Source organism: Streptomyces sp. VTCC 41912 (genome assembly GCF_045799175.1).
Taxonomy (GTDB): domain Bacteria; phylum Actinomycetota; class Actinomycetes; order Streptomycetales; family Streptomycetaceae; genus Streptomyces; species Streptomyces albulus_C.
The window spans coordinates 14,773-27,340 of record NZ_JBJMAB010000003.1; the positions used below are offsets into that span (position 1 = coordinate 14,773).

Genomic DNA, 12,568 nt, shown 5'->3' on the forward strand with positions numbered 1-12,568 from the left:
TAACACCCCCCTGAACTGTGGAAACGCAGTTCAGGGGGGTGTTGTGCGTGTGGGCCGCGTGGTGATCGGTGCTGGGGTGTTGAGGCTCCCCGCGGCAGCCCGTCCTCCCTCCATCTCCTTCGAGGGGCAGCGGAGTTGCCGCTCGCGGCGGGAATCTCCGCCGGCGGAACCGGGTTGCCCGCTGTGACAGCGAGGACGACGGGGCCGCGGTCCCCGCGGGGAGGGGACGGGATCCGATGAGCCTTCGTCAGTTCGAGTACGCCCTGGCCGTTGCCGAGGAGGGGTCGGTGACCGCGGCGGCGGAGCGGCTGCGCGTCGCCCAGCCCTCGGTGTCCCAGCAGATCCGCGGCCTGGAGCGGGAACTCGGCGTGGAGCTGTTCGCCCGCACGCCGACGGGGCTGGTGCCGACCGTGGTCGGCCGCGCGTTCCTGCGGGACGCGGAGGCCGCGGTGCGCGCGGCGCGGCGGGCGCGGGCGACGGCGCGGGCCGGCGCCGAGGAGCTGGTGGGCGAGCTGGTGGTCACGGTGCAGATGGGCTTCGGCACGCGGCAGCTGCCGGGGGCGCTGGGCGCGCTGCGCCGCCGCTTCCCGCGGGTGGAGGTCACCGTCTTCGAGGAGCCGAGCTCCGCCGAGATGGATCGGCTGTACCGCCGGGGCATGCTGGACCTCGCCCTGATGGCGAAGTGCGAGCGGACTCCCGCCAACGCCCACCACCTCGGCGACGAGGAGTTCGTGGTGGTGCTGGGCGCCGGGCACCCGCAGCTCGCCGCGGAGCGGGTCGAGCTGCGGGAGCTGGCGGGTGAGCCGTGGGTGCGGTTCGACCGTGACAGCGCCCTCGACGGCGTGCTGCTGGAGGTGCTGCGGGACAACGGGCCGACCCCGACCACGGCCGCCCGCGTGTCCCAGACGGCGACGGCCGTGCGCTGGGCGGCCCACGGGATGGGGGCGACGCTCGTCCCGGCCTCCGCGGTGCCCCGCGGTCACGAGCACCTCGTGCGTCCGGTGTTCCCGGCGGTGTCCCAGCCCGTGATCGCCGTGGTCCGGCCCGTCGCGGGCCCGGCGGAGACGGCCCTGCTCGAACTCCTGCGCCAGGAGACCTGGTCCGAGCCCGTGGCACAACGGTAGGACGGGCTCAGAGCTGGGTGGCGCCGCCGTCCACGACGAGTTCGGCGCCGGCGGTGTACGTGGCGTCGAAGGCGAGGAACGCGGCCGCCCCGGCGATCTCCTCGGGGGTGCCGAAGCGTTGCATGGGATTGTTCGCGACCTGCTGCGCCTTGAACTGCTCGGCGGCCTCCGGGGTCAGCGTGCCTTCCAGGACCCCGGTGTCGACGGGGCCGGGGCTGACCGCGTTGACGCGGATGCCGCGCGGCAGCAGCTCGCGGGAGAGGCTGCGGGCCATCGAGCGCAGGGCCGCCTTGCCGGCCGCGTAGACGCTGGTCTCCGGTACGCCGAGGACGTTCGCGACCGAGGTGGTGAGGACGACGCCGGCACCCGTGTTCAGCAGCGGGGCGAGCTTCTGCACGCTGAAGTAGGCGCCCTTGACGTTGATCGCGAACAGTTCGTCGTACGCCTTCTCCGTCGTCGAGGCGAAGGGCGTGAGGGTGGCGATGCCGGCGTTGACGAACAGGGCGTCGAGTGTGCCGAGTTCGCCCCGGACCCGGTCGGCCAGCGCGTCCAGGTCCGGGAGCGCGGCCACGTCGCCCCGGACGGCCACCGCGTGCGGGCCGAGGTGCTCCAGCGCCGCGTCGAGCGTGGTCCGGGAGCGACCGGTGATCACCACGCGGGCCCCCTCGTCCACGAGCAGCTTCGCCGTCGCGAGCCCTATGCCGCTGCCGCCGCCCGTGATCACTGCGTTCTTGCCGCTGTACTTGCCCATGACTGGATTCCTTCTGCTTTCTCGTGAGCGCGGTGCTGCGATCAGCTCACGCCCGTGAATTCCTTTTTTCGAGGACGGGGTTGCGGAATACCGTCGGTGTCATCCCCGGGGGAATTCGCCGCCGTCCACGACGAGGTTGCTCCCGGTCAGCCAGCCCGCCCGGTCGGAGACGAGGAACAGCACCGCGTCGGCGATGTCGTCGGGCCGGCCGTCGCGCCCCAACGGCGGGGCGTCGGCGGCGTTGGTCTGGCCCGGCGCCGCGTTCAGGCGCGCCCACTGCTCCCGCGTCGCCTCGCCGCCGGGGGTGGCGGTCCGGCCGGGGGACACGGTGTTGACCCGGATTCCGAACGGGGCCAGCTCCAAGGACAGGCCCCGGCTGTAGTTCTCCAGCGCCGCCTTCGCCGTCGTGTAGTGCAGGAACTGGCCCACCGGGGTGCGGACCGCGGCCGAGGAGACGTGCACGATCGCCCCCGAACGCCGTTCCCGCATCCCCGGCGCCAGCAGCGAGTCCAGGCGCACCGACGACAGGAAGTTCAGGTCCAGCGCCGCCTGCCACTCCTCGTCGGGGATGGCCGAGGCGCCCGCGTGCGGGCGCGCCCCGCCCGCGTTGTGGACGACGACGTCCACCCCGCCGAGCGTCTCCTGCGCGGCGGCGGCGAGCGCCTCCGCGCCGGCCCGCGTCTGCACGTCGGCCGCCACGAAGGCGGCTCCCTGCGGCACGGTGTCCGGCGCCGTCCTGGCGGTCGTGAGCACCTCGGCGCCCGCGGCCAGGAGTTGGCGCACCACGGCCGCGCCGATGCCGCGGGTGCCGCCCGTGACCAGCGCCCGCTTTCCTGCGAGTTCGCGTGTTCCCCGTCCGGTTTCGCTCGTGGTCATGCCACCGTTCCTTTTCGCTCGCGTACGGATCCGCTCGACGGAAAGGAGAAAGCGGCGTGCGCCGGGCGCGATTCTTCGAAAGAAGTCGCGGTGCGCACCTCGTCGAGCCGTTTCACGGTAGATCCGGAAAAGAACACGAGGCAAAGAGCAAATTCCAGCGGGTGCCATAGGGGTTTCCTATGGCGCCCGGGATCTGACTGTTCGTCAGGGATCGAGGGGGGTGACGTCGGGGGCCGCCAGGGGGCTCGTGGGGAGGCCGAGGGCCATGTTGCCGACGTGGCTGAGGTGGGCGCGCAGGGACGGGGGCAGGAAGGGGGCGGTGAACGGGACCTCCATGCGGCCGGTGAGGCAGGAGGCCAGGCCCAGGTCGGTGGCGGTCAGCGAGAGGGTCTGCATCAGGCAGCCGGTGTCGCGGTAGATCAGGCTGAGGGCCATCCCCTCGTACTTCCAGGTGGTGCGCGCCGCCACGGCGGTCAGGCAGAGACTGGCCGGGGGCGCGTGGTCCAGCAGTGCGGGGTCGGTGACGGTGCGCTGCTGGAAGGCGGCCAGGTCGTCGGTCCAGGGGGCGAGCCGGTGCAGGGCGTGGGCGAACGGGTCGTAGTGGTAGGCGCCGGGGGCCAGTCCGGCGACCGCCCGGGCCACCAGGTGGACCTCCAGGCTGTGGCGGGCGCCGCCGGACGGGGCCGGGCGCTGGGTCTGCTGGTAGGCCCGCGGCGCCAGGTGCCCGCGGACCCGCGCGGCGCGGGCCAGCAGGGCGGCGAGGAGCGGCAGCGGCACCGGGTCGGGGGCGTAGCCGCGGACGCTGCGGCGCGCCGCCAGGACGTCGACCAGCGGACGGCTGGGCGCGTCGGCGCCGTCGGGAAGGGGGATCACCGCGTCGACGCCGGGGTGGTGGAGGCGGGCCGGCGGCGGGGTGCCGCGGCCGGCCGCGGCGTCCGGGCCGAGGCCCGAGCGGGCGTGCACGGCGCGTTCGTACGCGGTCCAACCGGCGCCGGGGTCCCTCGCGGCGTCCTCGGCGGCACCCTCGGTGTCTTCGGCGTCCTCGGTGTCTTCGGCGTCTTCGGCGTCCTCGGCGAGGTCCGTCGGGGGCGGGGCGCAGCGGCGGAGGATGCCGGCCGCGGCGAGCCGGTCCAGCAGCCTGCGGACGTCGCCGCCCGGGGCGGACTCCCGCCAGCGGTCCTGGAGTTGGTCGGCGGTGTGCGGGCGGTCGAGATGGTTGAGCAGGTCGACGAGGACGGGCTTGGCGGCGAACTTCCGCCAGTTGCCGCAGTCGACGAGGACCGGGCCGCCGCCGTCCGCCCACTCCAGCAGCAGGTCGGGGTTGCGGCGGTAGGGACGGGCGTCGTGATCGGGGGCGCCGTTCGGGGCGCCCGGTGCGTCGTGGGCCGTGGTGTCGTCCATGCGGTGGTCCGGGCCCTCCGGCGGGTCGTCGGCGGTCGTCGGCGGTCGGTGGGGGGAGGTCGGCGGGTGTCACAGGAACGGCAGTGGCCAGGGGTTGAGTTGGTCCTCCGTCAGCGCGGTGGCGCGCACGCCCATCGCGACCGGGGCGTGGCGGACGCGGGGGCCGCCGCGGCGGTGGAAGTCGCTGCGCAGGGTGAGCGGGCACAGGCCCGGGACCACCGTGCGGACCACGCTGACGCCGCATTCGGCGACGTCGATGGGGGTCAGGTCGACGGCGATCGCCTCGTGGCCGCGGGCGGCGAGCCGGCGGACGGCCTCGGCGACGTCGTCCTGGAGGCTGCCGGCCGGCCGGGCCGCGGGCAGCGGGTGCAGCGGCCCGTCCGCCCAGAAGGCCAGGTGGTGCTGGCGGTCGGGCGCGCAGTAGTAGAGGCAGAACTCGCTCAGGCTGCTCAACGCGGCGTCGGCCGACGGCACTTCGCCCTCGTCGAGCCAGATGCCGGCGCCGGTCCGGCACAGGCACGCCTCCTCCAGCGCGCCCAGCAGCGCGGTGTGCGGGTCGAGGTCGGCGCGCGCGGCGTGCACCACGACCGGCCGCTCGGCGGTGCCCCCGGCGAACCGCACCGCGACGGCCGGGATGCCCAGGTCGGTGGTGAGGTCCTTGCAGGTGACCGTCGCGCCCTCGGCGGTGATCCGGTCCACGATGCGCCGGGCGGGCCCGTCGGGCAGGCCGGTCAGGTCGAGGCCGGGCAGGGTCAGCCGGTTCTCCCAGAAGACCAGGGTGGCGTCGCGTTCGACGCTCTCCATCAGGCCGCCGAGGACGGCGTGGTGGTACGAGCCGCCGGCGGCGAGCCCGGTGGAGATCGGGTCGAACCACGGCTTGTGAGCGCGCGGGAAGCGGTAGGGCAGGTAGACGGCGCAGGCCGGGACGTACCGCGGGCGGCCGGTGGTCAGGGACGTCCCCGCCACCCAGTCGATCGGCACGGCGGGGTCGAAGGGGGCGTAGCGGCGCTGGGCGGCGTACTCCTGGTCAGAGCCCAGTGGCAGGCTGCGCGGGTCGACGGCGGCGTCGCCGAGTTCCGCGAGGGTGGCGCGGACCAGCCGGTCGGGGTCGTACACCCCGGCCGCGTACCGCTCCATGGTCTCGCCCACCGCGCAGACCCGGGCGTTGACCGGGTCGCTCTTGACCGCGCCGCCGCGGGCTTCGGCGGCCACCGGGGAGAACCACGTGGTGGTGGTCATGCCGGCGGTGCGCGCATAGGTGGTGCCGTCGGGGCCGCTCGGCTCGTCCACCCGGAGTTCGGGCACCATCCCGGTCAGCGGGTCGACCGCGCCGCGCATCAGCCGCCAGCTCTCCGCGACGTCCACGGCGGCCGTCCCGTCCCGTTTGGGGGGCACGGCGGCGCTCGCGCACACGGGGCAGCCGGGGGTGTGGAACAGGGCGTGCCCGGTGCGCTCCCAGGTGGCGTGGTCGAGTTCGGTCAGCTCCGGGGGCCCGGGGGGTGCCTCGGGGGCGGCGAGGGCGGTGAGCACCGCGTGGGCCACCGCGCCGGCCGCGACGGCGGTGGTCGGCCACGCCTCGCTCTGTGCCGCGCCCAGCAGCAGGTCCAGCGGCAGTCCGGCCACCGGCTGCCAGGTGTGGTTGGCCCGGATCCGCCGCACGAGGCAGACCGGGCAGGGCGTGCGCGGGGGGCTGAGGGTGGCGAGCAGCAGCCGGGTGGGGGTGCTGAGGTACGTCACGAGCGGTGTCCCGCGGTCCAGCACCAGGGCGGTGCGGCGGCGGAGTTCGCCTTCGGGCAGGCCCAACGGGAGGACCACCGCGGCGGGTTGGTCGGTGGTGTCGGCCGGTGCGGTCCGCGCCCCGGCCCTTTCGAGGAGGGCGGTCGCCCCGGTGGCCAACGGGCCGTCTCCCACGACCACGACCGGCCGGCGCCCGCGTTCGGCGCCGGTCCCGTAGAGCGGGTGCGGCAGCCGGCCGTCCCCGGGGTGGGCCAGGCCGCGGGCGTGCAGGCCCTCGGCCACCCGCTCGGGCACCGCGTCGAGGGCGACCGTCCGGTGGTCCGCGTCGTCGGTCGGCAGCTGGACGGGGACCCGCAGGGTGCCGGTGCTCGCGCAGACGTAGAGGTGCCGGCCGCGGCTGACGAGCCGGACGTCGCGGCGGAGGGTGAGCGGGGCGGGGGGCCGGGGGGTTTCCAATGCTGTCCGCCTTCGGGAGCCGTGGGGTGGGGGCGCGAGAAGTGCCTCCCGGCCGGTTCTTCCGCCGGCCGGGAGGCACGTCTCGCCGTTACTCCGCCGACTCCGTGTCGTCGTATTCGGTGACGAAACAAAGACAGCTGTGGCCGGCGAAGGCCGTCTCCGACTCCGGAATGGCCATCTCCTCGAACAGGTCGTCTTCCTCGGCCATGACGATTCCCCTTTCCGTGGATTTTTCAATTACCCCACGAGTCACACCCGCCAACACTCCGGGTGAGCGCTCGACCACTATTTCCGCGGACTCGGGTAATCCCCGTCAAGAAAAACCGATGAAATGACTCGTTTCCCCATTAGCACGATAGTGCGACGCATTTCTTTGCGCTTTACATACGCCCCTGACCTGGGACTTCTTCCGACGGCGCGGCCGCTCACGGAGACCTCCGGCGGCGCAAGCGCGCGAACCGGCCGCAGGCCGGCGACACCCCCTTTCCAGTCACTCGGAAATCCCCGGGAAAATCGCACGGAAAACGAAAACGGGGGCGGTCGGAGTCCGTTGTGGACTCCGACCGCCCCCGCAGTGCGCGGACGGCGCAGAAGGAATTGACGTGATCCGTCAGTCCCGGCGGCGGAAAGCCTTCCGGATGAAGTGCACGATCAGCCAGATCAACAGGATCACGATGACGATGATGACCACGACGATCACGATCAGGAAGACGCCGAGCTTCTTGAAGAAGCCCATCTTCTTTTTCTTCGGCTTGTCGTGGGACGTGAAGGACGCCTGGTGCGTGACCTGGTGGTGGCTGCTGTGCGCGCTGTGCCGCCACTTCACGGGGGCCGCGGCGGCCGCCTCGACGCGCTCGGCGTCGACGGCGGCCGTCCGGGCGCCCGACGGAGCGTGCGGGGCGGCCACGGCGGCGGGGCGGGCCGCGGCGGCCTCGGACAGTCCGGCGGCGGCCGCGGGGCCGGCAGCGGCGGCCACCATCCCGAACAGCAGCGCCAACACCACCATCGGGCGGCGCCCCCAGGTCCGGCGGACGGGTGCGTGCGGCGAACCGGACTGCCGGTGCGCGGAGTTCGTGTGCTTGGGTCGCATGGGTTGCTTTCCCCCTCGTACGGTGCGTTCAGCCATTATGGGCGGGCGCGGGCGCGGACACCCCGGCGGACGTCTCGACCTCCATCAAGGAGGCGCTGTGCCGCTCCTCGTCGAAGGCCGCGCGACCGCCCCGCAGGCCGAACAGCCGCTTGGCGACCGCGATGTAGAGCACCGCGAGGATGTTGATGACCAGGGTGGCGATCTTGAGCCAGCTGACCTTCTCGGTCAGCTCGTAGATCTCCAGGGGCAGGAACGCCGCGGTCGCCACCACCGCCAGGTACTCCGCCCAGCGCTGGGACCACCACAGGCCCACGCCCTCGACGATCTCCACCAGGGCGTACGCCAGCAGGAGCCCGGCCACCAGCAGCAGGGTGGAGTGCTGGTAGCCGAAGGTCTTCCGGATGGTGTCGACGACCGGGGAGTGGTCCAGGTCGTAGTGGAAGTGCACGGCGATCGGACGGACCACGTCCAGGTTCTTGTCGAAGAACTGGCGTACCGCGTCCTGGCTGTTGCTGAACTGCCAGACGGCGAGCGCCGCCAGCACGACGAACAGCCCGCGCAGCGCCCGCTCGACGGCCAGGAACCGCAGGATGAACAGGTCCCGCAGCGCCTTCCCGCGCGGCACCAGCGGGGCGTCGCAGGCCGGCCCGGAGCCGTGCGGCTCGCCCAGCACGAAGTCCCCGCAGCGCAGGCACCGCCAGGCCGTGCCCAGGGCGGTGCCGGCGTGCAGTCTCTCTTGGAGGTGCGTCTCGTCCGGGAGGTAGGTGATGTGTCCGCGCCGCGCACAGGTGCGCCGGTTCCAGTCGATCTTCACCGTTGGAGCCCCGTGTTCCTCTCGTCGTCCCGCGCGGGCCGTCGTGCCGCGGCGGTCGGCCGCCGCGGCGCGGGTCCGCGCTCCGTGCCGGGCGATTGTCGCGTACATGCGGGAATCGCCGGCGTACGGGGATGCCTTACGGACAGAGGGACGAGAAGAACGGTCCTGAGGTTGCCGGGACGACGGTCCGGACTGGTGCGCGCGCCCGGCGCGCGGGGCGCGGGGCGTTGGCCGGGGGAGGCGGGCCAGGGGGCTGGCTCCGCCTCCCCCGATGAGGACCGGCCCCGATGTCCACGCCGCACCGTGAGGGAACGCGCGACGCGGACCCCGCAGTGGGGCACTGGTCCCAGGGCCCCTGCGGATTCCTGCCAGACCCGCCGTGACCCGTGCCTCCATCCTGCCGCCGGCGAGCCACGCCAACCGCCGGGCGAAGGACCCCCCTTGATGGGCCTTTGGTCCATAAGACCCGCGTGAAGGGCAGGGCCGGACAGCCCGCACCGCCTGCCCCGGTCGAACACCTGTGGTTACACTCGCCCGACCGCACCGGCAACCGGAGCGGCCACGGGGGCCAGGGGGCCCACGCGGAACGCCGTAGGGGCACAGGGTCCCGCCGCAGGGGAGACGGAACTGATGGCGACAGCGAAGAAAGTGGCGTTGTACCTGGTCGTCATCTTCGTGCTCTGGACGATCATCGCCACCCCCAAGCGTGCCGCCGGGCTGGTCCAGATAGGCTTCGAAGGCATCTCGACCGCCGCGCAGAGCGTCGGCCAGTTCATGACCCAGCTGGTCAGCTAGGTCCCAGTCGGCCCGCCGGACCGGCTGCGCATCGTCCCGCCGCACGGAGGCCACCCGTGATCCGCCACCTGGTCCTGTTCAAGCTCAACGAGGGCGTCTCGCGCGACGAGGAGCGCGTGCAGGCCGGCGTCCGCGCCTTCGCCGCGCTGGAGAAGGAGATCCCGGAGCTGACGTTCTGGGAGTGCGCCTGGAACATCACCGACCGGCCGATCGCCTACGACTTCGCGATCAACTCGGCCGTCGCCGACACCGACGCCCTCAAGCGCTACATCGAGCACCCGGCCCACCAGGCGGCCGCCGCCCAGTGGCGCGAATTCGCCACCTGGGTGATCGCCGACTACGAGTTCTGACCCCGGCCGGCGCCACCGCGCCGCCGCCGGCGTCCCGGCCCCCCGCCCGCCCGGACGGGGGGCTTCGCCATGCTCCCGGGCCCCCCACCGCACCCCCGTCGCGCGCAACCCGCGCGTGACCCGCGCGCGACGCCAACTCTCTCTTCAACACGGCGTTATGGGGTGCTTGCACACAGTGCACATGTCTTGTGATGCTATGACCGCTTTTGCCGGATACATGCGATACGCGATACATGCTGCGATACATGCACTGTGAAGGGTGGCGTGACCGTGACGGCCCGTACTGCGCCCAAGGCTCCGGCCCGCGAGAGCCGTAGCGCGGACACCCGGGCGCTGACGCAGGTGCTCTTCGCTGAGCTGGCGGGCCTGACACCCGGCACCCCCGAGCACTCCCGCGTCCGTGCCGCACTGATCGAGGCCAACCTCCCGCTGGTCCGCTACGCCGCGGCCCGCTTCCGCAGCCGCAACGAACCCATGGAGGACGTGATCCAGGTCGGCACCATCGGCCTGATCAACGCCATCGACCGGTTCGACCCGGAGCGCGGCGTGCAGTTCCCCACCTTCGCGATGCCCACCGTCGTCGGCGAGATCAAGCGCTACTTCCGGGACAACGTCCGCACCGTGCACGTCCCGCGCCGCCTGCACGAGCTGTGGGTCCAGGTCAACGGCGCCACCGAGGACCTGACGGTGCTGCACGGCCGCTCCCCCACCACCGCCGAGATCGCCGAGCGGCTGAAGATCGGCGAGGACGAGGTGCTGGCCTGCCTGGAGGCGGGCCGTTCGTACCACGCCACGTCGCTGGAGGCCGCCCAGGAGGGCGACGGCCTGCCCGGCCTGCTGGACCGCCTCGGCTACGAGGACCCCGAACTGGCCGGCGTCGAGCACCGGGACCTCGTGCGGCACCTCCTCGTCCAGCTCCCGGAGCGCGAGCAGCGCATCCTCCTGCTTCGTTACTACAGCAATCTGACGCAGTCCCAGATCAGTGCGGAACTCGGGGTTTCGCAGATGCACGTGTCCCGGCTACTGTCGCGGAGCTTCGCCCGACTGCGATCCGCAAACAGGATCGACGCCTAACCGGCACGGGCGACCCGTTCCTGCACGGATATGTCGACAAGACGCTACAGCGCGTTGCCGACATGTGACATTCTGCTGGAACCGCGTTTGCCGTGGTGCTGCCTCCGGTATTCAGGTGGAGGCATAACTCCTCGGTCCGCCCTGGGCCGGGGACGCCGCAGCGACCCGTCCGCGACCTCAAGGGGGTGGCATGTCCGTAGAACTGGGCAGCTCGAAGGTGCTTCCCGCGATTCCCGCGCCGGCACCACACGTGCATGACGACGTCGACGCCATCAACACCCGCTCGCTCTCCCGGTCCCTGTTCCTGCGGCTCGCCACGCTCGACAAGGACTCCGCCGAGCGCGCGTATGTGCGCGACACACTCATCGAACTGAACCTCCCGCTCGTGCGTTACGCGGCCGCGCGCTTCCGCAGCCGCAACGAGCCGATGGAGGACATCGTCCAGGTCGGCACCATCGGTCTGATCAAGGCCATCGACCGTTTCGACTGCGAACGCGGGGTGGAATTCCCGACGTTCGCGATGCCGACCGTGGTCGGCGAGATCAAGCGCTTCTTCCGCGACACGTCGTGGTCCGTGCGCGTCCCGCGTCGCCTCCAGGAGCTCCGCCTGGCCCTCACCAAGGCCAGTGACGAGCTCTCCCAGAAGCTGGACCGCTCGCCCACGGTGCCCGAACTCGCCGTGTGCCTGGGGGTGTCGGAGGAGGACGTCGTCGACGGCCTGGCGGTGGGCAACGCCTACACCGCCTCCTCGCTCGACTCCCCCTCGCCCGAGGACGACGGCGGCGAGGGCTCCCTGGCGGACCGCCTCGGCTACGAGGACAGTGCGCTGGAGGGCGTGGAGTACCGCGAGTCCCTCAAGCCGCTGCTGGCCAAACTCCCGCCCCGGGAGCGCCAGATCATCATGCTGCGGTTCTTCGCCAACATGACGCAGTCCCAGATCGGCGAGGAGGTCGGCATCTCCCAGATGCACGTCTCCCGGCTGCTCACCCGCACGCTGGCACAACTCCGGGAAGGTCTGATCTCGGACTGAGGCACGGTCCGCCGAGGGGCATCGGCGAGCGCCGATCCGGTCGCTCGGCGGACAGCAACCAAGACGACGGCGCGCCACCACGCGACGCCCGACTCCGCCTCCACCGGCCGCGTGCCGTGACTCCCGTGACGCCCCCGTCCTTTCGGCCCCGCGTCGACCCTTCGCGCGGCGCAGCCCTGTGCTCCGCCGCCCTTCTCTTCTGATGGTTCGTCAGCAACACTGTGCCCAGCTACCGCTGGGAGGTGTCCGCACCATGCGACGGACCACGCCTGTTGCCTACGTTGCCACCGCCTCGGCGGCCGTGTTCTGCCTGGGCGGCGTCCTCACCGGCTGCGGCAGCGCGGCCGGATCCGGCTACGCCGCAGTGGGCGCGGCAGGCCCCGCCGACCCGAGCGCACCCACGAGACCCGCGCCCCCACGGGACGGCGTCGAACTGACGCCCCTGGAAGGCGGCGGCGCCACCGGCCCTTCCGCCTCTCCCGGCTCCCCGGGCTCTTCCGGCCCTTCCCGCCCGACCGCACCGGGCACCACCGGCACCACCCCGCCCGGCACACCCGGCGCGTCCGACGGCGCCGGCACCCCGCCCTCAGCCCCGCCCGGCGCAACGACGGGTCAGGGCGGCAACCCTCCCGGGACCAAAACCCCTGCCCCTCCCGGCGGTTCACCCACAACCGGACCCGGCGGTTCCACCACCCCCGAGCCGCCCACCCCACCCTCCCCCACCATCCCGGCCGGCCCCAACGCCCCGTCCGGCCTGGTCGTCGGCAAACCCGTGCTCGCGGACACCGACGTCCGCTGGTGCCAGCGGGTCACCATCGACTTCCTCAACACCGGCCAACACCCGGTCACCGCAGGCACCGTCACCTTCGGCAGCCACGTCATCGGCGCCCTCGGCATCGACTGGGCCACCCTCGACTCCACCCGCGACCTCCCGCTCCCCCTGTCCCCCGGAAAACCGGCGACCGGCACCTGGCGGGTCTGCCTGGACGCCTGGCGCGTACCGCTCGGCATGCACCTGGACACCAAGGACGTCACGTTCAAGTGGAAGTGAGCGGACGGCGGTTCACGAC

The 12,568-nt window shown here is 72.7% G+C and carries 13 protein-coding genes; 6 read left to right on the forward strand and 7 right to left on the reverse strand.

Going from position 1 to position 12,568, the window contains the following annotated elements; all coding sequences use genetic code 11:
* Positions 1-236 precede the first annotated feature (236 nt).
* A complete protein-coding gene (locus ACJ6WD_RS05465; RefSeq protein WP_407615220.1) occupies positions 237-1,124 on the forward strand; it encodes a LysR family transcriptional regulator in 888 nt (295 codons plus the stop codon).
* A gap of 7 nt (positions 1,125-1,131) precedes the next feature.
* Here the strand turns inward: ACJ6WD_RS05465 and ACJ6WD_RS05470 are convergent, their stop codons facing one another.
* The 7 genes from ACJ6WD_RS05470 to ACJ6WD_RS05500 all read right to left on the reverse strand — a co-directional run bounded on the left by ACJ6WD_RS05470 (position 1,132) and on the right by ACJ6WD_RS05500 (position 8,249).
* Positions 1,132-1,875 carry an SDR family oxidoreductase gene (locus ACJ6WD_RS05470; protein WP_233661496.1) on the reverse strand — a complete coding sequence of 248 codons (744 nt, stop codon included), beginning with the start codon at positions 1,873-1,875 and terminating at the stop codon, positions 1,132-1,134.
* A gap of 99 nt (positions 1,876-1,974) precedes the next feature.
* Positions 1,975-2,751: an SDR family oxidoreductase gene (locus ACJ6WD_RS05475; RefSeq protein WP_233661495.1), complete on the reverse strand. Its 777-nt coding sequence runs from the start codon at positions 2,749-2,751 to the stop codon at positions 1,975-1,977.
* A gap of 204 nt (positions 2,752-2,955) precedes the next feature.
* Positions 2,956-4,152, reverse strand: a complete 1,197-nt coding sequence (locus ACJ6WD_RS05480) for a SagB family peptide dehydrogenase (RefSeq protein ID WP_407615221.1) — start codon at positions 4,150-4,152, stop codon at positions 2,956-2,958.
* A gap of 69 nt (positions 4,153-4,221) precedes the next feature.
* On the reverse strand, positions 4,222-6,345 hold the full coding sequence (locus tag ACJ6WD_RS05485) for a YcaO-like family protein (RefSeq protein ID WP_407615222.1): 2,124 nt from the start codon (positions 6,343-6,345) through the stop codon (positions 4,222-4,224).
* Between the two features lie 88 nt (positions 6,346-6,433).
* On the reverse strand, positions 6,434-6,553 hold the full coding sequence (locus ACJ6WD_RS05490) for an azolemycin family RiPP peptide (protein WP_020930782.1): 120 nt from the start codon (positions 6,551-6,553) through the stop codon (positions 6,434-6,436).
* A gap of 402 nt (positions 6,554-6,955) precedes the next feature.
* Positions 6,956-7,435: a hypothetical protein gene (locus ACJ6WD_RS05495; RefSeq protein ID WP_331248982.1), complete on the reverse strand. Its 480-nt coding sequence runs from the start codon at positions 7,433-7,435 to the stop codon at positions 6,956-6,958.
* A gap of 28 nt (positions 7,436-7,463) precedes the next feature.
* Positions 7,464-8,249 (reverse strand): DUF2127 domain-containing protein, encoded by a 786-nt coding sequence (locus ACJ6WD_RS05500; RefSeq protein ID WP_016574698.1) that lies wholly within the window; start codon positions 8,247-8,249, stop codon positions 7,464-7,466.
* Between the two features lie 648 nt (positions 8,250-8,897).
* On the opposite strand from ACJ6WD_RS05500, the gene ACJ6WD_RS05505 reads away from it, so the two are divergent.
* The 5 genes from ACJ6WD_RS05505 to ACJ6WD_RS05525 all read left to right on the forward strand — a co-directional run bounded on the left by ACJ6WD_RS05505 (position 8,898) and on the right by ACJ6WD_RS05525 (position 12,549).
* On the forward strand, positions 8,898-9,044 hold the full coding sequence (locus tag ACJ6WD_RS05505; RefSeq protein ID WP_020930781.1) for a hypothetical protein: 147 nt from the start codon (positions 8,898-8,900) through the stop codon (positions 9,042-9,044).
* Between the two features lie 56 nt (positions 9,045-9,100).
* Complete coding sequence (locus ACJ6WD_RS05510; RefSeq protein WP_016574700.1) at positions 9,101-9,394, forward strand: Dabb family protein; 294 nt, start codon at positions 9,101-9,103, stop codon at positions 9,392-9,394.
* A 264-nt stretch (positions 9,395-9,658) separates the two neighbouring features.
* Entirely contained in the window at positions 9,659-10,468 is an 810-nt protein-coding gene (locus tag ACJ6WD_RS05515) for an RNA polymerase sigma factor SigF (RefSeq protein ID WP_016575579.1), read from the forward strand.
* Positions 10,469-10,658: 190 nt separating this feature from the next.
* Positions 10,659-11,498 carry an RNA polymerase sigma factor SigF gene (locus ACJ6WD_RS05520; protein WP_037635852.1) on the forward strand — a complete coding sequence of 280 codons (840 nt, stop codon included), beginning with the start codon at positions 10,659-10,661 and terminating at the stop codon, positions 11,496-11,498.
* Positions 11,499-11,751: 253 nt separating this feature from the next.
* The gene (locus ACJ6WD_RS05525) at positions 11,752-12,549 is read left to right on the forward strand and encodes a hypothetical protein (protein ID WP_407615223.1); all 798 of its coding nucleotides are present in this window, start codon (positions 11,752-11,754) and stop codon (positions 12,547-12,549) included.
* The last annotated feature ends 19 nt before the right edge of the window (positions 12,550-12,568 follow it).